General features: G+C 45.3%; 24 protein-coding genes. 18 read left to right on the forward strand and 6 right to left on the reverse strand.

Going from position 1 to position 23591, the window contains the following annotated elements; translation table 11 throughout:
* Positions 1–125 precede the first annotated feature (125 nt).
* From Q4B79_RS06995 to Q4B79_RS07005, 3 genes are all read right to left on the reverse strand, one after another.
* On the reverse strand, positions 126–1121 hold the full coding sequence (locus Q4B79_RS06995; RefSeq protein WP_303085708.1) for a M48 family metallopeptidase: 996 nt from the start codon (positions 1119–1121) through the stop codon (positions 126–128).
* A gap of 13 nt (positions 1122–1134) precedes the next feature.
* Positions 1135–2196, reverse strand: a complete 1062-nt coding sequence (locus tag Q4B79_RS07000) for a YjgN family protein (RefSeq protein WP_303085709.1) — start codon at positions 2194–2196, stop codon at positions 1135–1137.
* Between the two features lie 93 nt (positions 2197–2289).
* On the reverse strand, positions 2290–5217 hold the full coding sequence (locus Q4B79_RS07005) for a response regulator (RefSeq protein WP_303085710.1): 2928 nt from the start codon (positions 5215–5217) through the stop codon (positions 2290–2292).
* 129 nt (positions 5218–5346) lie between these two features.
* On the opposite strand from Q4B79_RS07005, the gene cysM reads away from it, so the two are divergent.
* From cysM to fadA, 11 genes are all read left to right on the forward strand, one after another.
* Positions 5347–6249: a cysteine synthase CysM gene (gene cysM, locus Q4B79_RS07010; RefSeq protein ID WP_303085711.1), complete on the forward strand. Its 903-nt coding sequence runs from the start codon at positions 5347–5349 to the stop codon at positions 6247–6249.
* Between the two features lie 67 nt (positions 6250–6316).
* Positions 6317–6952: a tetratricopeptide repeat protein gene (locus tag Q4B79_RS07015; RefSeq protein ID WP_303085712.1), complete on the forward strand. Its 636-nt coding sequence runs from the start codon at positions 6317–6319 to the stop codon at positions 6950–6952.
* A gap of 32 nt (positions 6953–6984) precedes the next feature.
* Positions 6985–7755, forward strand: coding sequence for a 3'-5' exonuclease (locus tag Q4B79_RS07020; protein WP_303085713.1), 771 nt, complete (start codon positions 6985–6987; stop codon positions 7753–7755).
* A gap of 48 nt (positions 7756–7803) precedes the next feature.
* A complete protein-coding gene (gene rdgB, locus Q4B79_RS07025; protein ID WP_303085714.1) occupies positions 7804–8418 on the forward strand; it encodes an RdgB/HAM1 family non-canonical purine NTP pyrophosphatase in 615 nt (204 codons plus the stop codon).
* Positions 8419–8582: 164 nt separating this feature from the next.
* Entirely contained in the window at positions 8583–9917 is a 1335-nt protein-coding gene (gene tig, locus Q4B79_RS07030) for a trigger factor (RefSeq protein WP_303085715.1), read from the forward strand.
* A gap of 110 nt (positions 9918–10027) precedes the next feature.
* The gene (gene clpP / locus Q4B79_RS07035) at positions 10028–10678 is read left to right on the forward strand and encodes an ATP-dependent Clp endopeptidase proteolytic subunit ClpP (protein WP_303085716.1); all 651 of its coding nucleotides are present in this window, start codon (positions 10028–10030) and stop codon (positions 10676–10678) included.
* Positions 10679–10758: 80 nt separating this feature from the next.
* Positions 10759–12027 carry an ATP-dependent Clp protease ATP-binding subunit ClpX gene (clpX, locus tag Q4B79_RS07040; protein ID WP_303085717.1) on the forward strand — a complete coding sequence of 423 codons (1269 nt, stop codon included), beginning with the start codon at positions 10759–10761 and terminating at the stop codon, positions 12025–12027.
* A gap of 154 nt (positions 12028–12181) precedes the next feature.
* Positions 12182–14335 (forward strand): fatty acid oxidation complex subunit alpha FadB, encoded by a 2154-nt coding sequence (gene fadB, locus Q4B79_RS07045; protein ID WP_303085718.1) that lies wholly within the window; start codon positions 12182–12184, stop codon positions 14333–14335.
* A gap of 15 nt (positions 14336–14350) precedes the next feature.
* On the forward strand, positions 14351–14581 hold the full coding sequence (locus Q4B79_RS07050) for a hypothetical protein (protein ID WP_303085719.1): 231 nt from the start codon (positions 14351–14353) through the stop codon (positions 14579–14581).
* Complete coding sequence (locus Q4B79_RS07055; RefSeq protein ID WP_303085720.1) at positions 14581–14967, forward strand: type II toxin-antitoxin system VapC family toxin; 387 nt, start codon at positions 14581–14583, stop codon at positions 14965–14967. The genes Q4B79_RS07050 and Q4B79_RS07055 overlap by 1 nt, the downstream gene beginning before the upstream one ends.
* Before the next feature lie 23 nt (positions 14968–14990).
* A complete protein-coding gene (fadA, locus tag Q4B79_RS07060; protein WP_303085721.1) occupies positions 14991–16166 on the forward strand; it encodes an acetyl-CoA C-acyltransferase FadA in 1176 nt (391 codons plus the stop codon).
* A 251-nt stretch (positions 16167–16417) separates the two neighbouring features.
* Here fadA and hemN read toward each other — a convergent pair whose 3' ends face one another.
* From hemN to rpmI, 3 genes are all read right to left on the reverse strand, one after another.
* Positions 16418–17800 carry an oxygen-independent coproporphyrinogen III oxidase gene (gene hemN / locus Q4B79_RS07065; protein WP_303085722.1) on the reverse strand — a complete coding sequence of 461 codons (1383 nt, stop codon included), beginning with the start codon at positions 17798–17800 and terminating at the stop codon, positions 16418–16420.
* A gap of 111 nt (positions 17801–17911) precedes the next feature.
* Positions 17912–18268: a 50S ribosomal protein L20 gene (rplT, locus tag Q4B79_RS07070; RefSeq protein WP_303085723.1), complete on the reverse strand. Its 357-nt coding sequence runs from the start codon at positions 18266–18268 to the stop codon at positions 17912–17914.
* A gap of 15 nt (positions 18269–18283) precedes the next feature.
* A complete protein-coding gene (rpmI, locus tag Q4B79_RS07075; RefSeq protein WP_066805296.1) occupies positions 18284–18475 on the reverse strand; it encodes a 50S ribosomal protein L35 in 192 nt (63 codons plus the stop codon).
* 184 nt (positions 18476–18659) lie between these two features.
* On the opposite strand from rpmI, the gene hisIE reads away from it, so the two are divergent.
* The 7 genes from hisIE to Q4B79_RS07110 are packed head-to-tail and all read left to right on the forward strand — an operon-like array spanning position 18660 to position 23583.
* On the forward strand, positions 18660–19466 hold the full coding sequence (gene hisIE / locus Q4B79_RS07080; RefSeq protein ID WP_303085724.1) for a bifunctional phosphoribosyl-AMP cyclohydrolase/phosphoribosyl-ATP diphosphatase HisIE: 807 nt from the start codon (positions 18660–18662) through the stop codon (positions 19464–19466).
* 28 nt (positions 19467–19494) lie between these two features.
* Positions 19495–19707: a Sec-independent protein translocase subunit TatA gene (gene tatA / locus Q4B79_RS07085; protein ID WP_303085725.1), complete on the forward strand. Its 213-nt coding sequence runs from the start codon at positions 19495–19497 to the stop codon at positions 19705–19707.
* Between the two features lie 19 nt (positions 19708–19726).
* Positions 19727–20188: a twin-arginine translocase TatA/TatE family subunit gene (locus Q4B79_RS07090; protein WP_303085726.1), complete on the forward strand. Its 462-nt coding sequence runs from the start codon at positions 19727–19729 to the stop codon at positions 20186–20188.
* A gap of 6 nt (positions 20189–20194) precedes the next feature.
* A complete protein-coding gene (gene tatC / locus Q4B79_RS07095) occupies positions 20195–20953 on the forward strand; it encodes a twin-arginine translocase subunit TatC (RefSeq protein WP_303085727.1) in 759 nt (252 codons plus the stop codon).
* 60 nt (positions 20954–21013) lie between these two features.
* Positions 21014–21826, forward strand: coding sequence for an ABC transporter permease (locus Q4B79_RS07100; protein WP_303085728.1), 813 nt, complete (start codon positions 21014–21016; stop codon positions 21824–21826).
* A 1-nt stretch (position 21827) separates the two neighbouring features.
* A complete protein-coding gene (locus Q4B79_RS07105; RefSeq protein WP_303085729.1) occupies positions 21828–22499 on the forward strand; it encodes an ABC transporter ATP-binding protein in 672 nt (223 codons plus the stop codon).
* Positions 22477–23583 carry a capsule biosynthesis protein gene (locus Q4B79_RS07110; RefSeq protein WP_303085730.1) on the forward strand — a complete coding sequence of 369 codons (1107 nt, stop codon included), beginning with the start codon at positions 22477–22479 and terminating at the stop codon, positions 23581–23583. Before Q4B79_RS07105 ends, Q4B79_RS07110 begins: the two co-directional genes overlap by 23 nt.
* The last annotated feature ends 8 nt before the right edge of the window (positions 23584–23591 follow it).

Genomic DNA, 23591 nt, shown 5'->3' on the forward strand with positions numbered 1-23591 from the left:
CTGGGAGGCAGAATATGACATTCAAAGAATGTGCGTGGACGCTTGGCGTTGGCAAAGTAATAACCCAAATGGCTATCGCTGATCTTGGTTGTACCACCCATGATGATTTGGGTGGTTTTTAGAATTTAATGGCTGTACCTTTTAACCTGCTCAATACGCTTGGTGGTGTCAGGGTGGGTGGATAGTAGCGACCAATGACTTTGTTCGCTCTCTTCATCTTGCATTTTTTCAAAAAAACTTGCCAGATACATAGGAGAAATGCCAAGTCGTTTTAGTTCATCGATGGCGAATTTATCCGCTTCAAGCTCTGCCCTTTGGGAGTAGTGCGTATGAGCGAGCAGAGTAGGTAGAGTAAGTAAAAGATTGGAGGTGTCGCCTGTGATGACCACAATAAGCACGCCCACCCCAAGATTGCTGATGGCTTGTTCGAGGCTGTGGCGATGTACAAGGTGTCCTTGTTCGTGAGCGAGCACAGCCAAAATCTCGTTATCGTCATCACTTAGCTCGATGAGTTCGTCGGTAATGACGATGGTGTTGTTGGGAATGGCAAGTGCGTTTGCACCGATGGCACCGCCCCCACGAACGATAACTTTGGCTTGGGGGCTGCCACCTAGTTTTTGGTAGAGTGCCACTATTTCATTTTGGCGAGCCTTTGGCAAAGTGCTAGACTGTGTCATTTTCATGACCTGCTCTTCGGCATGATTGCCGATCTCCATGAGCGTATCCTCAGGCAGCTTTTGGGCGATATAATGAGCCATCATCGGCATGCCAAATTTTAGTGAAACAAAAACAAACGAACATGCCACCACCACGCTGATGGCAACCCAGCGTAGACTACCCTCCATGATGGATATTTTATCAAACAGCGTTTTGTTTTTTAGGGTCAGCCATGAGGGTATTTCATCGAGTAGCTCAATGCGTCCACCATCATTTAGCATGAGCACCGCAGGCAAGTTACCCACACGAGCCAAAAACTCATAGTCTTTGGCATGATACACTGCCTTAAAATCACGACCAACCAACACAAACGACCCTGCCACACCATGTGGACGCAGACTGGCAGTGTGGGCTTTGCTGATTTTGCCATCAAAATAACGGACTGGCACTTCGTGTTGTGTCATCATCTACCCTTAGTTACCACGATAAATCAAAGTCAAACACATCATTAATTTCATCTGCGATGGAGGATTCATCATGCATGTGCGGAGTCGTTAGAGCATCAAAATCGTCATAAGCAATCAGCGATAGTGTCTCTATTTTATAACGATGCAAACGCACCTTTGCCCACGGAAGAAATAGCCCCAATGTCAAGACAGTGCAGATATAGTTAGTCGCCTGAATAAAGGCAAATGTGAGAGGATTAAAATTATCCAGATTAAATTCATTCTCCCCCAAAGTCATCGACTGCCAAATCGCCTTATGAGTATAGGCCTGCATAAGTGGCATAATCAACAGCAACACAAAATAAAACCCAAGCACCGCAAAGATGATGATAATGCCATTGGTCTCGCCTGTGGTAAAACTCAAACCAAGCAATAATACACCTGCAACACACGCCCCAATAAAGATAAGTATGGGGATAATCATGGCTTTATACATATCCCAAATACTGGCGTTAAAATTAAATTTTAGCTCGCCAAAATAGGTATTATCAAATTGATAACGTTTAAAAAGCCACCATGCCACAGGCATGAGCAGACCAAAACTAACCACCGACATTACCACAGATGCCAACATGATAAGGTAGGCGGTGGATAGCTTACCATAAAACCCAAATCGAATGTTATTGTATTGGCTGTTTCGTGCCATAAACCGCATGGTAGAACGCATGAGCCACGGCATAACAAGAAAGATGATGGCACTGCCTAGTACCGCCAAATCAGGCGAAATCTCAGCAATGACGCTGATGATGACATACAAACTAAGTGCAACTAGTCGCCCAATCAAAATCCGCTTTGGGCTGGCGGTATAATCAAAAACCTCGCCATTAAGTTCGGTGTTACCATAAAAATATCTAAGACGGCGAACTTTCGCCCATGGCGAATAAAAGCCTAACGTAACAATGATTAAAACCAGATTGACAATCCATATCTTAAAATACTCAGAGCCTGTACCGTGAAAATAAAACTCATGTTCGGTGGGTTGATTGGTGCTATTTAGGGGTGGTGGCACTTCATCAAAGATGGAAGGGTTCATAAAAATCCTTGTTAAGAATGATTATAAATCCCCATTTTAGCAAACTATTTAGTAAAAATAAATAAGAGACACCACCAAGAAGTGGCGTGTGATTTATCCATCTAAACTGGCATTGTCCGCCAACAATGTGGCTGGGTCGGTTTTTTCGAGGCTTTCTAGGGCATCGATGAGTTTTCGGTAGTTGGTTCGCATGCCGATAAATTGCCCCGCTGAATTATCAGATAGGCTTTCTCGACATTGTGCCTCAAAGCGTTCAGCGATGTCTCGCAGGCGTGGCGTACCCGTGTACCGACTGCTACCTACCAAGCCATGCGTGATGTCGGCGAGTTTGGCTCGGTCTCTGTCTGCCCATGCGTGTTCTAGGGCGAGTTTTTCGTTTTCGCAACCATCAATGAGTAAGGTCAGCAACGTCTTGGCGAGGTCGCTTTTACCTGCTGAACGTTCTAGGGCATCTTGCCAATCAATGTCGGGCAGTCTTTGGGTGGACGCATCATCGACATGAGAAGTGATGTTATTGATGTTGGTGGGTTTGTCTTTGGGGTGGTGGACATCACTAGTGCTGACGGTGTCAGGTGTTTTGGTGTGAGTGGCGTTATCCTCGCCCAGCCATTTTTGGAGGGTTTGGGTCAGTTGTTCATGCCCGATGGGTTTGCTCACATAATCATTTAGCCCTGCCATGACTAGCCGTTCTTTTTCGTCTGCCAGTCCGTGAGCGGTCAGGGCGATGATGGGTACGGGGGGTTTACCATGACTCTCTTCGATTTTGCGGATTTGGATACTGGCTTCTAGACCTGACATTCTTGGCATTTGAATGTCCATAAAAATCAAGTCAATTTGCTCGTTCGTGCTGATGGTACGAGACATGACCTCGATGGCATCAAAACCGTTATGGGCGGTCATGACTGCTACGCCCAGCTCTGCCAGCAGTGCTTGTAGCACAAGTAGATTTGGTGGGTGGTCGTCCACCGCTAAGATGCGATAACCTGAAAATTTATGCAGATGATTGTCAATGGTCTGGGTGGTTTGATTGGCAAGCATGGCAAATAGCTGGCGTTTGTCCATCGGTTCATACAGACCATAAGTTTGGTATTCGCCAAGCAAAGAGCTGTCCATGCCAACCTGATAGCCATAGGCGGCGAGCTTGCCATGATAACGAGTGCGTATTTGACGAAGAACCGCTCCGACATCATCAAGTGAGGCATCTTGTCCAAAATAATCCACAATCACCCAATCAAATCCATGATTTGGCTTATCAAGTTGTTCTAAGACATCAGCAAAACCGATGGCAAAATGAATGTCCGTCCCCATGCCTGCTAAGGTAGCTTGTAATACCTGCATGGTGGGGGCGTGATTTATCCATACTAGAAGTTTGATGGGGTGCGATAGGGTGGGTTGATTATCAAAATCGTTTTGGGGATCAAGTGGTGTGCGGTGTAAGTTTTGGTTTGATTTATCGTCATTTAGGATAATGGGCATCTCAAACCAAAAAGTCGCCCCCATTTTGGCGATGTTTTCGCTGTTATTATCAAAAAAGCCAATCGTTCCGCCCATCAGCTCGGTCAGCTGTTTACTGATGACTAAACCAAGCCCTGTTCCGCCATAGCGACGAGTTACCGATAAGTCGCCCTGACTAAAACTCTTAAAAAGCGAGTCTTTGTCTTTTTCGGAGACCCCTTTGCCAGTATCCTCCACAGCGATGTGCAAAAATCCAGAAACCTCATCAGATAAGCTGGCTTTGACAACCACGCCTCCTGTGTCGGTAAATTTGATGGCATTGCCTACTAAATTAGTCAGGATTTGCTTAACCCTTAGACTGTCGCCAAACACACGATGTGGCACGTCATTATAAAACAACACCGACAATCGCAGATGTTTTTCAGATGCCATTGGAGAGAGCATGTCCACCACATCATAGATGGCAGAATATAAATCAAATTCGTGGCTTTCAAGGACGAGCTTATCGGCTTCTAATTTTGAAAAATCTAGCACATCATTGACCAAAGCAAGTAAGTGAGCGGAGGATTTTTTGATGGTTTGGACGTAGAGGTTTTGTTCGCTACTTAGCCCCTCGTGGCGTGCCAAAAGATTGATAAAGCCATCAATGCTGTTTAGGGGAGTGCGAAGCTCGTGGCTGATGTTCGCCAAAAACGCAGACTTAGCGTGGCTTGATGATACCGCCAAATCACGAGCGGCACGAATAGAGATGGTCTGCATTTCCATTTCATCTAAGGCGTGTTGGAGGTCTTGCTCAGTCTCAAAGGCGTGAACTTTTAATTCATTAAAACTGCCAGAGAGTCGTCTCATGGCTTGGACAAAGTCTCTTTGAAGTAATGAAAATTCGCCATCAGCATGGGTTTTGATGGGGGTTTCTAGATTGTCGGCGGTCAGTCTTTGTAAAAATAACCGCATTTCATAGATGGGGGTGATCCAGCGTTTGGAGTAGATATTTAAAATCAGCAACAACAGCAGTAGGGTGGTCAGTCCCGTAATTGCCAAAGCCAGTGCTACACGGTAGCTGGTAATGGTCAAGGGCTGACCATCCATCTCCACCACAACATAATAAAGCGTACCGCCAAAACTCATCTCTCTGGCGTAGCTTGTGCCGTAGGTGGTTTTTTGGCGTTTGAAATTGACATCTTTGACAAGCAATCCTTCTACTTCAAATTCAAAAGGTATATCGCCATCATAGCCACCATAGCTGGCAAGTTGTTTGTAATCGCCATCAAAAATCGCCATGCGGTACACTTGATTGGGCGAGATTTTGTGAAAAAATTCATCAAAGACAGGCACGCTCAAAGCACCGCCACTTGCAACCTCTGTCTGAGCAAAATGACGAGTCAGTACCATTTCATAATTGGATAATGCACCATGAGCAAGGGCATCTTGCTTATCAAGGCTTGCTGTACGCACCTCATTAAAGACAAGCAGTCCGCCCACCACCGCCAAAATCACAATCGGCAAAAACACGAGGGCGACCAGCTGTCCATAAGCACTTCGTAGGTTAAAGGGTGTTTTTTTCATGCATGTCAATGTCGGCTTGGGCGATGGTGGTAGTGTATCATATTTGTGGCGGCGTGGTAAATTTTCATTGCCTCCATCGGTGCATAATTATGTTATAATAATGCCTAATTATCCATCAAATATACCATTATGACTGATTTAATCCCCCAAACACTCGCCCATACGGTTGGTAATACCCCCCTTGTTCGACTGACTCGCTTGGCGGACGATGTTAATGCCACGATTTTTGCCAAATTAGAAGGCAACAACCCAGCAGGCTCTGTCAAAGACCGCCCCGCCTTTAACATGATTAACGAAGCTCAAAAACGTGGGCAAATCAAACAGGGCGACACGCTCATTGAGGCAACCAGCGGTAACACAGGCATTGCACTTGCGATGGTGTCCGCCATGCTTGGCTATAAAATGACGCTCATCATGCCAGCCAACTCCACCCAAGAACGCAAAGATGCCATGAAAGCCTACGGAGCGACGTTGATAGAAGTAGAAAACATGGAAGTGGCTCGGGATTTGGCACTGACCATGCAGGCGGACGGTAAAGGCGTGGTGCTTGACCAGTTTAATAACGATGACAACTGGCAAGCTCACTACCGCACCACAGGTCCTGAGATTTGGGAGCAGACAGGGGGCAAAATTACCCATTTTGTCAGTAGCATGGGGACGACAGGGACGATTATGGGGGTGTCTCGATTTTTAAAAGAAAAAAATCCCGACATTGCCATCATCGGACTACAACCGTCAGACGGCTCAAACATCGCTGGCATTCGCCGTTGGGAACCTGAATACCTGCCCAAGATTTTTGACAAACGCTGGGTAGATGTCATCATGGACATCAACCAACAAGACGCCGAAAACTACATGCGACATTTGGCACGCCATGAGGGCATTTTTTGTGGGGTATCAAGCGGTGGAGCGGGCTTTGCCAGTTACCAAATCGCTCAATCCATCAAGGCGACCGACCCCCATGCCGTCATCGTCTTTATCGTCTGCGATAGGGGAGATAGGTATTTATCGACGGGGCTGTTTGGGGTGTAAAAGCAGGGCTGGTTTTATGGTTTTGGGTGTGTTTACGCCCAATCCTTTGTTAAACACGGAGTCATTTATGCTTTATCCATTTGATGTCGTTAAATCTTATGCCAAAATCGCCCTGTGCCTAGTTGGGTTGGGTGGTTGTGTCTTTGCCCATGCTGATTATAAAGTCATGGCGTACGGCAATGGCGATGACCACAAAATTCAAATAAAAGCCGAGCAAGGCGACAAAGACGCACAGGCTTTTTTGTGTGAAGTTACCGCCAAAACGCACCTTCACAATCCCAATGCCGACCGCATGATATATTGGTGTCAAAAATCTGCCGAACAAGGCGTGGCAAAATCCCAATACCGCATGGGCGAGTTTTATTATACAGGTACAGGCGTAAGCCAAGATCTTGACAAAGCACGTTATTGGTTGGAGTTGTCCGCCAATCAAGGCTTTGCCCATGCTGAGCTAAACTTGGGCGTGCTGTATTTTCAAGGAAATGGCGTGCCTGTGGACTATGAAAAGGCGGTCTATTGGTATCGAAAATCTGCCAATCAAAACAATTCAACCGCCCAACTGTATCTGGGCAATCGCTATCTAAATGGGCAAGGCGTAAAACAAAGCGATAAATGGGCAAAGCATTGGTATCAAAAAGCCTGTGATAATGACGAACAAACCGCTTGCGATTATTTAAAAGAGCTTGCTCGATTGAACCGCTAAGCAACAAAACACCCAATAATAAAGGAGTATTTATGGCAACTGCACCAATTCTCATTTTTGACATCGAAACCATTCCCGACCTTGACACGGGGCGACTGCTCTACCCTGAGATTGCCACGCTAGGCGATGATGATGCCCTAACCGCTCTTACTGCCATCAGAGAGGCAGAGGCTGGCAATTCGTTCATGCGATTGCCTTTGCATAAGATTGCTTGTTTGTCGTTTTTGTGGGTAAGCGATGAGCAGTTTAGCCTAAAATCACTTAGCCTCAACCAGATGAGCGAGTCTGAAATTTTAATGACATTTTTTAGAGCATTTACCAAAAAGCCAGCACCAACCCTCGTCTCTTGGAACGGAACAGGGTTTGATTTGCCTGTGCTACTTTATCGTGCCTTACACCATAAATTATCCGCACCGACATTATTTAACAGTCAAGCTCCCAATTATCTGTACAAATATGGCGATGCTCATGTGGATTTGATGGAAAAATTGGCACTGGGTAATTATAGCCACAAACAAAAACTAGACACGGTCGCCAGCCTATGCGGTTTTGCTGGCAAGGGGGAGGTTGATGGTTCGCAAGTTGTGCCGATGGTTAAGGCAGAGCAGTGGGATAAGCTAACCACGTACTGTGAATCAGACGTGCTAAATACGTGGCTGATCTATCTTAGATGGCAACTTCTGACAGGGAAATTTAGCCCTGATGAGGTGGCAAATTATGAGGCGCTCACGCACGATAAATTAACCCAAATCAAAGATGGTAACACGATACGCCATCATGAGTTCTTATCAGCATGGCGATAGCTTTGAGTTGTTTGCCATAAACACATCTTTTAATTTGAAGTAATCACAATGAAAAAACTTATCCTAGCCAGCAATAACAAAGGTAAATTAGCCGAATTTCAAACCTTATTTGATAAGGCTAATTTGGGCATCACGGTCATTCCACAAGGCGAGCTTGGTATTGATGATGCGGACGAGACAGGCTTATCCTTTGTTGAAAATGCCATCATCAAGGCTCGCCATGCCAGCCGTGCAAGTGGTTTGCCAGCACTTGCAGACGATAGCGGGCTTTGTGTACCTGTGCTTGGTAACGCCCCCGGTATTTATTCGGCACGTTTTGCAGGTCTACACGGCGATGACAATGCCAACAACGCCAAACTGCTCCAAGAATTATCACCCTATCGGGACGGCACGCCAATCGTGGGCAAATTTATCTGTGTGCTTGCCTATGTCCGCCATGCTGACGACCCTTTACCTATCATCGCACAAGGGCAGTGGGTGGGCGAGATTTTGGACTCACCAAAGGGTGAGAACGGCTTTGGTTATGACCCTTTATTTTATGTGCCAAGTTTGGGTATGGCGTCCGCCGAGCTTGACAAAGACACAAAAAATACACTCAGTCATCGTGGTATGGCAACCCATCAGCTGATTTGTCAATTAAAAGGCGAGATTGGTGACTTGTAATAGGTTGTAATTTATCCAAAAAAAAGCTATACTAATCATCTTTTAGGATTTTTGTGAGTTAGCTCACCCAGATTTTGAACATCACTGCTTTGTATGTTCGTGGGGCGTGCTTGTGTCATGCCCTGTGTCAGTGATACGATTTAACAAATTTAAGGTAGATTTTTATGAGTAATTTAGATGTTGCTGTCAATGTTGTTTCGGACAAAGAAACTAAGCTGACCGTTAAAGTTCCTGTTGGCACAATCCAAAACCGTGTCGAAGCACGCATTCGCCAAACCGCCAAAACCGCTCGTGTGGACGGTTTCCGTAAAGGTAAAGTGCCAGTCTCATACATCAGAGCTCAATACGGTGCAGGTATCCAGCAAGAAGTCATCAATGACACCATTCGTGATACTGTCTTTGAGGTGCTTGCCGAGCAAAAAATTCGTGCCGTTGGCGTGCCAAACATTGATGATGTCAAGCTAGAAAATGACTTTTTGGTGTATCAAGCCACTGTTGAGACGTTCCCAGAAGTGAAGATTCAAGGCTTGTCTGACATCGAAGTTGAACGTCAAATCGCCACCGTGTCTGATGCTGACGTGGACACCATGATTGAAAACCTCCAAAAACAACGCCAAACCTTTGAAACCAAAGAAGGCGAGCTTGTGGACGGCGACGAAGCCACATTTGATTTTGAAGGTTCTATCAATGGCGAAAAATTCGAAGGTGGTACTGCCGAAAACTATCGCTTAGTCATCGGTTCAGGTCGCATGATTCCAGGTTTTGAAGATGGTATGAAAGGCATGAAAGCGGGCGAAGAGCGTACCATCAAGGTAACTTTCCCAGAAGATTATCAAGCCGAAAACCTAAAAGGTAAAGAAGCAGATTTTAAAATCACCGTGAAAGAAGTCAAAGAGCCAAAATTGCCTGAGCTTAACGAAGAATTTTTTGAATTGTTTGGCGTGAAAGAGGGTGGTCTTGACAAGCTAAAAGCGGACGTTCGTAAAAACATGGAACGTGAAATCAAGAGTGCCTCTCGCAACCAAATCAAACAAGTAACCTTTGATGCGTTGGTTGAGAAAAATGAGTTTGACGTGCCAAAAGCCATGCTTGCCCAAGAGATTGAGCGTCAGCGTAATTTGATGGTACAGCGTTTTACTCAACAGTTTGGTGCTAACCCAAATACCTTTGACAAATCCATGCTTCCTGATGAACTTTTCGAAGACCAAGCTCTTCGTGCGGTGCGTCTAGGCGTGCTTGTCGGTCAAATCATTGACAGCCAAAAACTTGTTGTTGACCAAGACCGTGTTACTGCATTCATCGCTGAGGCTGCCGAAAACTACGAAGACCCTGCCGAAGTCATTGAGTACTACACCAATGATAAAAAAGAGCGTGCAGGCATTGAAGCGGTTGTGCTAGAAGACCAAGTGGTTGAATATATCCTATCGCAAGCCAAAGTTACCGACAAAGAAGTCAAATACCAAGACCTTTTGGCGGCCGCTCAACAAGCTCAAATCTAATTGATTTGCTCAATTAAATTTTGCTAAAAAATGTAAAAATACCCCAACAATTGTTTGGGGTGTTTTTTAATTGTGGTACAATAACGTCAATTTACTATTTTGGAAAAACCATGAACAACATTCGTAATAACCCTTTTTATGACCAATTAGCCGATACTTTTCATGACGTGCCAGCCAATGCCCTAGTACCTATGGTGATTGAGCAGTCAGGACGTGGCGAGCGTTCGTTTGACATTTTTTCTCGTCTTTTGCGTGAGCGTGTCATCTTTTTGACAGGGCAGGTTGAGGATAACATGGCAAATCTGATTGTTGCCCAGCTCCTATTTTTGGAAGCGGATAATGCCGAAAAAGACATTCACCTTTACATCAACTCTCCCGGTGGCGTAGTAACGGCAGGCATGGCGATTTATGACACCATGAATTTTATCAAACCTGACGTCTCCACCATTTGTTTGGGTCAGGCGTGCAGTATGGGGTCGTTTTTGCTGTCAGCAGGACAAAAGGGTAAGCGTTATGCCCTTGCCAATAGCCGCATCATGATTCATCAGCCTTTGGGTGGGTTCAGAGGTCAGGCGTCCGACATTGAAATTCACGCCAAAGAGATTTTGAATCTCAAAGCCAAACTCAACCAGCTCCTTGCTGAGCATTGCGGTCAGCCTGTCGAGCGTCTAGAAAAAGACACCGACCGTGACAACTTCATGAGTGCCGAGCAAGCGTGCGAATATGGCTTGGTGGACAAAGTCATCACCAAACGCCCCTAATTACGCAGGTTTATCCTCTTAGGACAAATGATGATTTGTCCTTTTCGTGTGTAAATTTTAACCAATTTAGAGAAAAAATAATGACAAAAAGCAAAGAGCCTTGCTGTGATTTTTGTGGTAAGCCCAAAAGCGATGTCGCCAAACTCATCTCTGGCATGAATGACACCAACATCTGTAATGAGTGCGTGGAGCTGTGTGGCGACATGCTGGGCGTTAAAGATTTGGATGCCAAAGCCGAAAAAGCGGGCGAAAAATCCAAAAAGTCTGACAAAGTCCAAGACAAAGACTGGGCAAATGCCAAATTACCCACCCCCAAAGAAATCCGAGCTCATCTGGACGAATATGTGATTGGTCAAGACACCGCCAAAAAAGCCTTATCGGTGGCGGTGTACAACCACTATAAACGCCTAAAAGTCAAAGATGGTAAACCTGCCCCTGTGGAGCTTGCCAAAAGTAACATTTTGCTGATTGGTCCAACGGGCTCTGGTAAAACGCTCTTGGCTCAGACACTGGCTCGCATGCTGGACGTACCATTTGCGATGGCGGACGCAACCACGCTTACAGAGGCAGGCTATGTGGGCGAGGACGTAGAGAATATTATCCAAAAGCTCTTGCAAGCTGCCGATTATGATGTGGAACGCACTCAGCGTGGCATTATCTACATCGATGAGATTGATAAAATCAGCAAAAAAGGCGAAAACGTCTCCATCACTCGTGATGTGTCAGGCGAGGGCGTTCAGCAGGCACTCCTAAAAATCATTGAAGGCACGGTTGCCAACATCCCTCCGCAGGGTGGACGCAAGCACCCCAATCAGCAGATGACCCAAGTCGATACGAGCAATATTTTGATGATTGTGGGTGGGGCGTTTGCAGGGCTTGACCGCATCATCGAGCAACGCACCGAAGAAGTGGGGATTGGTTTTAATGCGACCGTTCGCACCAAAAAAGACAGTAAAATCAGCGAGTTGTTCCGTGAGGTTGAGCCTGAGGATTTGGTAAAATTTGGCATCATTCCAGAATTTATCGGACGACTGCCCGTCATCGCCACCTTAGATGAGCTTGACGAAGAAGCGTTGGTGCAAATTTTGACCGAACCCAAAAACGCCCTAACCAAGCAATATCATTATTTGTTTGAGATGGAAGGGGCGAATTTAACCTTTGAAAAAGAAGCCTTGTCCGCCATTGCCAAGCAAGCGATGAAACGCAAAACAGGGGCAAGGGGCTTGCGTTCTATCATTGAAAACGCCCTACTCGAAACCATGTACGAGCTACCGAGCATGAAAGATGCCAAAGAAGTGGTGGTTACCAAAGCGGTGATTGATGAGGGTAGTGAGCCTATCGTCAAGTAATTTTGTCGGATTTGCCAATAAAACAGCCTTGCGTGGGCTGTTTTTTTATGACCCAGCAGTCAATTTTTTAAAAATATTACCCCAATGCTGTAAATTTTTGTTATAGTAGAGTTGTTTTAAACTTTCATTTCATAACCAAAAAAGGAACGGTATTATGACAACCCTTTTTACAGGCACGAGCCTAACCTTAACCGTCACAGATTCCATTGCCAATCTGTGCTTTGACAACCAAAACGAGAGCGTCAATAAATTTGACCAAGCCACCAATGCCGAGTTTAAACAAGTCGTTGAACTCTTAGAAAATGCAAAAGACATTCAAGGACTTATCGTAACATCGGGCAAAGGCGTGTTTATCGCAGGGGCGGACATTACCGAGTTTGTCGGTTATTTTGCTAAGCCTGAGAGCGAGATTGAGGCTTGGATTTTGGACATTAACAGCGTCTTTAACCGCTTTGAAGATTTGCCGTTCCCCAAAGTCGCTGCCATTAACGGTGCAGCATTGGGCGGTGGGTGCGAGATGACGCTCGTGTGCGAATACCGTGTCATTGGTGCGTCCGCTCAAATTGGCTTGCCTGAAACTTCGCTAGGGATTTTCCCAGGCTTTGGCGGTTCGGTGCGTACGCCACGCCTTGTCGGTATTGATAATGCGTTGGAGCTTATCGCCACAGGCAAACCACAAAAATCTACTGACGCCCTTAAAATTGGCTTGGTGGATGCGGTGGTTGCCGATGATAAGGTGGTGGAAAGTGCTACAAACCTTGTTGAGCAATGCATCGCAGGCGAGTTTGATTGGCAAGCCAAACGCACCGAAAAACAAGTGCCTGTAAAACTTAACAAAACCGAGCAAGCAATGGCGTTTAATTCTGCCAAAGGCGTGATTTTTGCCAAAGCTAACCCTACCCAGTACCCTGCGGTTGCCCTAGCGGTAGAAACGATTGAAAGCCACGCCAATTTGGAGCGAGATGAGGCGTTAAAAATTGAAGCCAAAAACTTCGCCCGTGCCGCCAAGACCCCACAAGCAGCGGCGTTGGTTGGGCTGTTCTTAAACGACCAATTTATCAAAAAACAAGCCAAAAAATACAGCAAAACCGCAAGCGAAGTCAAAACCGCAAGCGTCATCGGTGCAGGCATTATGGGCGGTGGTATCGCTTATCAATCTGCCGTGAAAGGCACGCCCATTATTATGAAAGACATTGGCAATGCTCAATTGGAATTGGGTATGAGTGAAGCGACCAAACTTCTCGCCAAGCAAATTGAAAAAGGCAAATCTACCCCACAAAAAATGGGCGAAACCCTATCTCGTATCCGTCCGACCTTGTCTTATGATGATTTTACTGGCGTGGACATTGTGGTGGAGGCGGTTACCGAAAACCCCGCCATTAAAGAAAAAGTGCTTGCCGATGTGGAAAGCCGTGTGGGCGAAAATGCGATTATTGCGTCTAACACTTCCACGATTTCCATCACCCGTTTGGCAAACGCCCTAAAACGCCCAGAAAACTTTGTGGGAATGCACTTTTTTAACCCTGTGCATATGATGCCCCTTGTGGAAGTGATTCGTGGCGAAAAAACGAGCGATGAAGCGATTGCCACGACCGTTGCCTATGCTCAAAAAATGGGCAAATCACCCATTGTTGTCAATGACTGCCCTGGTTTTTTGGTAAACCGTGTGCTGTTCCCGTATTTTGGGGCGTTTGATTTGCTCTTAAAAGACGGTGCGGACTTTGTGCAAATTGACAAAGTAATGGAAAAATTTGGAATGCCGATGGGGCCTGCCTACCTTGCCGATGTCGTGGGGCTTGACACCTGTGTACACGGAGCGGAAGTAATGGCGGAAGGGTTCCCTGACCGTATGAAGCCTTATTTTAAAGGGGCGGTACAGACGCTGTTTGAACATAACCGCTTGGGGCAAAAAAACGATGTCGGCTTTTATCAATACAAGCTTGACAAAAAAGGCAAAAAAGCCAAGACCATTGACCCAACTGCCGATGAATTGGTTGCCCAAGTCGCTGGCAAGGCGAAAGCTGAGTTTGACCCTGCCGAGATTACCGAGCGGATGATGCTGGCGTTTTGTAATGAAACGGTGCGTTGCCTAGAAGATAAGATTGTGGCAACGCCAAGCGAGGCGGATATGGCGATGATTATGGGCGTGGGGTTCCCTGCGTTTCGTGGCGGTCCGTGCCGTTATATTGACCAAGTGGGCGTCAAGGAATTTGTCGCTTTGTGCGACAAATACGCCCATCTGGGTAAGGCATACGAAGCCCCTGCATTGCTAAGAGAAATGGCACAGCGTGGGAAGTTGTTTTACTAATCAAAAGGATAGCGAATGATTGAATTACCGCCAAACTTACCACAAGAAGTCCAAGCTGTGTTGCCGATGATGGCAAGTTTGGATTTGCAAAAGCGAGCCAGCATTGCCCAGTTTTTGTTGGCAAGCGATACGCACGCCAAACCAAAGCTAAGCCGTCTTGGGGCAAACAGTTTGGGGGTAATGTCAATCAGAGATGATTTTGATGATGATTTGGGCGATGAATTTTGGCTAGGGGAACACGCCTAATGGGATATTTGATTGATACCCACATTTATATTTGGGCGGACAGCGAACCTGATAAACTTAGTCAAATTGCCAAAAATATTTTGGATAATCCCAATTGTGATGTTTATTTGAGTATGGTAACTTTATGGGAGTTGCAAATTAAGGTACAACTTGGTAAATTAACCTTAAAAACGCCCTTAAATCAAGCCATTGATTATATTAAACAAAACAATCTTTATCGCATTTTGCCAATTAAAGAGAAAGATATTTTGGGATTAAAAAATTTGCCCTTTCATCACAAAGACCCTTTTGATAGATTGCTAATTTCTCAAGCAAAAAATAACCATTTAACTTTTATAACGGTTGATGAAAATATTATTAAATATGATGTTAATTGTATTTTCTAACCTACAATTTTTAAGGAAAACTTATGACAACTTTAAACCCAAATGATGTGGTCATTATTGACGGTGTGCGTTCGGCAATGGGCAAATCCAAGCCAAACGGTATGTTTGCCAATGTGCGAGCGGACAACCTATCCGCCCAAGTGGTTAGAGAGCTGTTAAAACGCAATGACTTTGATTTAAATTTGATTGAAGATGTGATTTGGGGGGCGGTCAATCAAACCCTAGAACAAGGCTGGAACATCGCTCGCCACATTGGGCTGATGGCAGGCATTCCAAAAAGTGCAGGCGGGCAAACTGTCAATCGCCTGTGTGGTTCGTCAATGCAAGCCCTGCACACCGCCGCCGCCCAGATTGCAACGGGTCAAGGCGATGTGTTTATCATTGGTGGGGTGGAACATATGGGACACGTGAGTATGATGCACGGCGTGGATTTAAACCCGATTGCCAGCAAATACTACGCCAAAGCGTCCAATATGATGGGCTTGACCGCTGAAATGCTCGGGCGGTTAAATGGTATCACGCGTGAAGAGCAAGATGAATTTGGCGTAAACTCGCACAAAAAAGCGTGGGACGCCACCATCAATGGGCGTTTTAAAAACGAAATCGTGGGCGTACAAGGACACGATGAACACGGCAATTTGCAACCGTGCTTGGTGGACGAAGTGATTCGCTCGGATGCTAATATTGACGCATTTAAAGCCCTAAAACCTGTGTTTGACCCCAAAAACGGCACGGTAACCGCAGGCACAGCCTCCGCCCTATCAGATGGGGCGTGTGCGATGCTGGTAATGTCGGCTGGTACGGCAAAAGAGCTTGGGCTAAAACCAAGAGCCAAAATCCGCTCTATGGCAATCGCAGGCTGTGATGCGGCGATTATGGGCTATGGCCCTGTGCCAGCCACCGAAAAAGCCCTACAAAGAGCAGGTTTGACAATGGACGACATACAGACAGTGGAGCTAAACGAAGCCTTTGCCGCACAAGGTTTGTCGGTATTAAAAGGCTTAGGACTTTATGACAAACAAGACATTGTCAATCACAATGGCGGAGCGATTGCACTAGGACACCCACTTGGCTGTTCTGGGGCAAGAATCACCACCACGCTCATCAATGTGATGGAACAACAAGACACTCAAATTGGACTTGCCACCATGTGTATCGGACTGGGGCAGGGGATTGCGACGGTGATTGAAAGAGTGTGATTTTAAATAGGGGCGTAGCGATACGCTCTTATTTTTTGTAAATAAGCAAATGGTGTAAAAACGGCGATAGGGGGTAAATTTGACAAAAATCTCTATGGTTTTTAACCTGATGAGATGAGAACAATGCACAATTTGCCATACTTACAGATCATTATCGCTCAATTAAGCATTTTACCCTCATTGTAAACTTATATGATTACAGGCTTTTGCACCCAAGCTAAAATGCCTAAAATCTAAAAAGCTTATTGCCATTAAATCACACGACTAAACCGCCCTTGATGTTTATTTGCTAGGTATTCATCAAACACCATCGCCACATTTCGTCCAAGTATCCGCCCTTTGGGTAGGATTTGTACGCCCACCTCGTTGATGGATACCAGTCCGTCTTCTGCCATCTGGCGTAGGCTATCTAGTTCATTTTTAAAATAAGTACGACTGTCAATGCCAAAGCGTGTATCCACCTCATCAAAATCCAAACGGTCATGACACAGTAGGTTCATGATGACATGACGGCGAAGTTTGTCCTTTGGGCTAGCTTTGATGTGTTTGATGGCAGGGAGTATGCCATCGTCAATGCATGCTTGATAATCCTTGATATCGGTAGGGTTTTGCAAGATATGCTCGCCGATTTGGCTAATACTGCTTACCCCAAAAGACAGTAGGTCGCACTCGCCCAAGATGGTATAGCCCTGAAAATTACGATGGAGTTTACCTATGCGTTGGGCGATGGCCATCTCATCATCAGGCAGAGCGAAGTGGTCAATGCCGATGTATTGATAGCCAGCAGTGGTTAAGGCGGTAATGGCGTTGCCAAACATGGTCAGCTTGTCAGCAGGACTTGGCAAATCTTGTTCGCTGATACGTTTTTGGGCTTTGAAGCGTTCGGGCAAGTGAGCATAATTAAATACCGATAAGCGGTCAGGAGCAAGAGCGATGATTTTGTCGATGGTTTTTGCCATGCTCTGTACGCTTTGGTGGGGAAGTCCATAAATCAAATCAATATTGATGGAGTCAAAGCCTAACTCTCTGGATTTTATCATGACAGAGCGTATCATATCCTCTGGTTGGAGGCGGTTGACGGCGATTTGGACTTTTTCATCTAAGTCTTGCACCCCAAAGGAGAGGCGATTGACACCGAGATTTTTTAGGGTGGTAAGGGTGTTTTCTCTTAGCTCTCGTGGGTCAATCTCCACCGAGTAGTCGCCATCATCAGCAAAATTAAATTCATCTTGCAAAAATTGCCACAGTGCGGTCAACTTATCATCGCCCAAAAAAGTGGGCGTACCACCGCCAAGATGAACTTGTTTGACGATGGGTAAGCCTTGTAGCAGGGATTTTTTGTGGCGGATTTCTTTAAATAGATGTTTTAAATAGTCGCCAGAATCACTGTTTTTTTTGGTGATGATTTTATTACAGCCACAGTAGTAGCACAGATGACGACAAAACGGAATGTGAATATAGAGTGAAAGCGGAATGTTGGGGTCTTTTTGGGCAAGAATATCCGCCTCTACGCCAGTACCGATGGGGGCAAATTCTAAGGCAGTAGGATAGGAAGTGTAGCGTGGACCTTGACGGTTGTATTTTTTGATGAGAGTTTCATCGAAACTGACTTGGCTAAAATGATGGGTATTCATGGCGGTATTTTATTTTAAAATTGTTGTTGTATTATACCGTGTTTTGGAGGGGTTTGAAAATTAAAACCCCAAAACTGACGTTCTGGGGTTTTAATTTATCAAAATGATAAATTATGCCAACGCAGATTTTGCTTTTTCGCAGATTGCAGTGAACGCAGGAGCGTCATGCATGGCGATGTCTGCTAGGATACGGCGGTCAATCTCAACATTTGCCTTTTTAAGACCGTTGATAAGACGGCTGTAGCTCAAACCATTTAGGCGTGCACCTGCATTGATACGAGCAATCCACAGACGGCGGAAAGAGCGTTTTTTGTTACGGCGGTCACGGTAAGCATATTGACCAGCTTTCATAACTGCCTGTACGGCAACACGATACACACGTGAGCGTGCACCATAGTAGCCTTTTGCACGGGCTAGAACTTTTTTATGACGGCGGTTAGCCTGTACACCACGTTTTACACGAGCCATTTTATTCTCCTAAAATTATAGATAAGGGCACATACGGCGGATTGACGGAACGTCAGCGACGTGAACCATGACGCAACCACGAAGTTGGCGGATACGCTTAGGAGATTTTTTGGTCAAGATGTGGCGTTTGAACGCTTGTTTGCGTTTGAAGCCGTTTGCGGTTTTTTTGAAACGCTTTGCCGCACCACGTTTGGTTTTTAGTTTCATAGTAGCCTCTTTGTTAAACTCGGTTGCCCGATTAAACCTTTTTGCCAATAAATAGCGGAAGGTGGGAGAGTTATTCTAGCCGATTTTTGGGGAAATTGCAAGTGCTAAATGCAAATAGTCGGAGAAATTGCACAAATGGATGGTTTTTTGTGGTAAAATTTGGCTGATTTATTTGGGAGCTGGCATGATGTGCTTTGATGAGTTGGTCTTTAACGAACATGGTCTAATCCCTGCCATCGCTCAGGATTTTGCCACAGGACAGATTTTGATGATGGCATGGCAAAATCGTGAGGCACTAGAACAGACGGTGCAGAAGGGTCAGGCGGTGTATTTTAGCCGTTCTCGTGGTAAGCTTTGGCATAAAGGTGAGAGTAGCGGACATACGCAGACAGTGCATGAGATTTATACCGATTGCGATAAGGACGTGATTGTGCTTAAAGTTACCCAAAAAGGCGGTATCGCTTGTCATACGGGGCGTGCTTCTTGTTTTTATCAAAAACTTGATGTCGATAAACGCCTATGGCAGGCAAACTCCCCTGTGCTAAAAGACCCAAGCGAGATTTATGGCGACAAGGGTGCAGGCGTGCCAGTCTCTGGCATTGATCATCAGGCAAACACTAAGTATGATAAGCCCAACGCAGGGCAAATCATCAGTGAGCTAGATAAGATTTTGCATGAGCGAAAAAGTGCCGACAAAGACAGCTCCTATGTAGCAAGCCTCTACCACAAAGGGCTTAACAAAATCCTAGAAAAAGTGGGCGAGGAGACCACCGAAGCCATCATTGCCGCCAAAGAGCTACAACTGGTACGCTCACAAGGGAGCGATGATACTGATGAAAAAGCCGACTTGGTTTATGAAGTGGCGGACATGTGGTTTCATAGCCTTGTGGCGTTACACCATTTGGGGCTATCAGGACAAGAAGTGCTAGATGAGTTGGCACGGCGGTTTGGGCTCTCGGGCATTGATGAAAAAAATGCCCGCACACAGTGATTTTTGATGAATTAAAAGGTAACAAATCATGGGTATTACTTCTATTTGGCATTGGCTTATTTTATTGGTGGTGGTGATTGCGGTGTTTGGCACTTCCAAACTAAAAAACGCAGGCAAGGACTTGGGGCAAGCAGTTAAGGGCTTTAAAGATGCCGTCAAAGACGAGGAGGCTCCCAAGCTTAGCCAAAGTGAGGAGGTTAAAGTCGAGGAAGTCAAAGTTAAAAAAGACGAAACGGCATAATTTGGCTTAATGGGCTTTTATGTTTAATTTGGGACTCTTTGAGCTTGGGCTGTTTGGCATCATTGCCCTGATTATTTTGGGACCTGAGCAACTCATCAGCACCGCTCGCACGCTTGGCAGATATTATGGTAAATTTCGCCGTATGTCGGCACGCCTACAAAGCGAGCTGGTTAGCGAGCTTGAATTGAGTGAAGTGCAAGAGGCACTACAAGCACAAATCAGTGAAATCCGTGCTTCTGAGGCTCGCATGAAAACCCAAATGCAGGAGCTACAACGCCAACTTCATCAGACCAATCAACAGGTTAAAGACAATACCCATGCCATCACAGATGATTGGCAAGATGATAAAGATAGCCCACCGACCAAGCCTTTAAATCATCACTTTTTTTTGCTTGGCGAGTATGATAAAAAACGCCGTCTGCCCAATCCACCATTTTTGCCAAATTATAGGGCTGATAAACTGCTCCATCAATCACTTTAACGCCTCATGACCGATTTGACCCAAAACACCAATGATGATGGCGACATGCCCCTGATGTCGCATTTTGCTGAATTACGCACACGTTTTATTCGCATGTTTGTGGCGGTGGTTGTGGTGTTTTTGGCGTTGGTGGGATTTAGTCGCAAGCTTTATGACTTTATTTCCAATCCTCTGGTGGCATTGCTACCCAAAGAAGCCAGTCTCATTGCCACTGATGTTGCCTCTGGTTTTTTGGCACCGATGAAGTTGGCATTTTTTGTGGCGTTATTTATAACCATGCCGTTTATCATCGGGCAATTATGGGGCTTTGTGTCGCCTGCCTTATACAAACACGAAAAAAGAGCGGTAGTGCCATTGTTATTATCTGCCATCGTGTTATTTTATGTGGGGGTGGCGTTTGCCTATTTTGCGGTATTGGTGCCTGCACTTAAATTTTTTGTGATGTTTGCCCCTGACAATGTCCTGCCAATGACAGACATTGAGAGCTATCTTGATTTTGTGGTTAAGCTATTTTTGGTATTTGGGGTCATGTTTGAGATACCTGTGGCGACTTTGTTGTTGGTTTTGTTAAATATCGTATCAGTTAAGTCGCTGGCAGAGAAACGCCGTTTTATCATCGTGGGCTGTTTTTTTATTTCAGCAGTTGTTACGCCACCTGACGGAGCAAGTATGCTCATGCTTGCCATTCCCATGTGTTTGCTGTTTGAGTGTGGACTGTTGCTTGCAAAAATGCTAACAGCTGGCAACAATCAACCGACATCTTAATTTTGGTAATTTTTAACGCTTTATGCTAAAATACCAAAACTCTTTTTTGTGTTTTTATTTATGTCCATTGAACTGCCGCCATATCGACCGATTAAAAAACGTAGCGGATTGGCTGTCATGGGTGCGGCATTTCATGCCTTGCTCATGCGTGAGCTGCAAACCCGCTTTGGTAGCTATCGACTCGGTTATTTGTGGGCGCCCTTAGAGGTCATCTTGCAGATGGCAATCATGATGATTGTTTTTGGGACGGTAATGAAACGCACCCTGCCCGGCATGGATTATATGCTGTTTTTGGTGGCGGGGTTTACGCCCTTTTTTATGATGCAAAAAATCGCCACTCGCTCGCTTGGGGCGGTTTCTGCCAACGCTGGACTTCTGATGTATCGTGCGGTACGGCACATTGATGTGATCATCGCTCGTGCGTTTTTGGAGTTGGTGATTTATTTTGTTACTTTTGTGATGTTGATTGCGGGTTTGGCGTTTTTTGGGATTGGTTTTAGCTTGTCCCACTTGGACACGGTGCTGTTTTGTTGGGCGATGATGTTTTTGTTTGCTTTTGGGCTTGCCATGATACTGATGATAGTAGGGCATTATGGTGGCGAAATCAGTAAAATCATCAGTATTATATTTACCATTTTGTATTTTACCTCAGGGGTGATTTATTCGGTGCATATCGTACCTGAACCGTATTTAAGTTATTTGATGTATAACCCCTTTATCCATAACTTAGAAATGATACGTCATTCGCTTTCGCCTACTTATCCGATTTATCATGTGGATATGTGGTATTTTGTCAAATGGACGGTGTGTGTGAATTTCTTAGGATTGCTTTTGTACAAGGCGTTTGAGCGTGATTTGATTCGCAGTAAATGACATGATTGAAATTAAAAATATCACCAAATCCTTCATGACGCCACATGGTCGTCATTATCTATTTAGGGATTTAAATTTGACCATCGCCGACAAACAGTCTGTGGGACTTTTGGGGCGAAATGGTGCGGGCAAATCCACGCTCCTTAGGATTATTTGTGGGCTTGACACCCCTGATAGTGGCGAGGTGCTTACTGACAGCACTATCAGCTGGCCTGTGGGGGTGGCAGGGGGATTTCAGGGTAGTCTGACAGGTCGCCAAAATGTCCGCTTCGTGTGTCGCCTGTATTCAAGTGGTGATTATATTGACGAAAAAATCCGCTTTGTGGAAGAGTTTGCTGACATCGGTAAATATTTTGACATGCCTGTCAAAAGCTACTCCTCAGGCATGCGTTCACGGCTGACTTTTGGGCTGTCGCTTGCTTTTGATTTTGATTATTATATGTTAGATGAGGTCAGTGCGGTGGGCGATGCCGCCTTTCGTAAACGTAGTGCAGAAATATTAGAAGCACGCCGAGCACAGGCGGGATTTTTGATGGTGTCGCACAACCTAAAAGACATTGAAAAAAACTGCGACATCGGTATTGTGCTGATGGATCAAACCGCCCAAGTTTTTGATGACCCCAAAGAAGCCATCGAGGTATATAACGAACATGTCCACAAAGCCAAAAAATAAACGTCGCTCAAACATCATCTTGTTTGTGCTGGTGGTTGTCTTGCCATGGATTGCCATCATGGGTTATGTGTTGGCACTTGCCAACCCACGTTATGTCAGTACCTCTGATGTGGTCATCAAGCAGGTCTCTGAGCAAGGTGCGTCCACCACAGGCATCTCGGCACTTTTGGGGGTAAATAGCACCAATCGTGAAGATGCTCTATACTTAACAAAGTACATCTTGTCAAATGACATGATTGATAAGCTCGATAAAGAGTTTAAGTTTCGTGAGGCATATCGTGTCGATGGTTCGGATTTTATTAATGAAATTTCCGCCGATGCCACCCAAGAGGAGTTGCGTGAATACTTCAAAAAACGTGTCGTGGTGTCGCTCGATGAGTTAAGCTATGTCTTGACCGTCAGCACGGAGGGGTTTGAGCCAGCATACGCACTTAAATTAAACCAAGCGATTTTGCGTGAGTCAGAGCAGTTTGTCAATAATCTCTCCCAAAATGTCGCTAACGAACAGCTTGCCTTTGTCAGCCTACAAGCTGATGACACTAAGAAAAAAATGGACGATGCCAAAAAGGCGGTCATTGACTACCAAAATAAAAACGAGATTTTTGATCCACAAATTAACGCTCAAATCATCAATCAAGTCATCAGTACGCTACAAGGTCAGCTAAGTTCATTGCGTACCGAAGAGCGTCAGCTGTTGAGCTACCTAAACCCAGAAGCTCCGCAGGTAGTGAGCCTTCGTAGTCAGATTAAGTCTGTTGAAAAACAAATTAAAGACGAGCAAGCCAAGCTAACCTCCGCCCAAGATGCCAAGCTAAATGCCAAGACCTTAGAATTTGAAACCCTAAAAGCAGAAGCAGAATTTGCCAGCGAAATGCATAAAATTGCCCTTACTTCGCTTGAAAATTCAAGGGTTGAGGTCATGCGTAAAATGAAAAATTTGGTGGTTATTACCTCGCCCCATCTTGCCGAAGAAGCACTCTATCCACGCAAGGGCTATGTGATTGGCACGTCTTTGGCGTTGCTACTGATTTTGTATGGCTTTATCGTGCTGGTGCTGGCAGTCATCAAAGACCATGCCAAGTGATTGATTTT

It is taken from the genome of Moraxella sp. (assembly GCF_030525845.1).
Lineage (GTDB): Bacteria > Pseudomonadota > Gammaproteobacteria > Pseudomonadales > Moraxellaceae > Moraxella.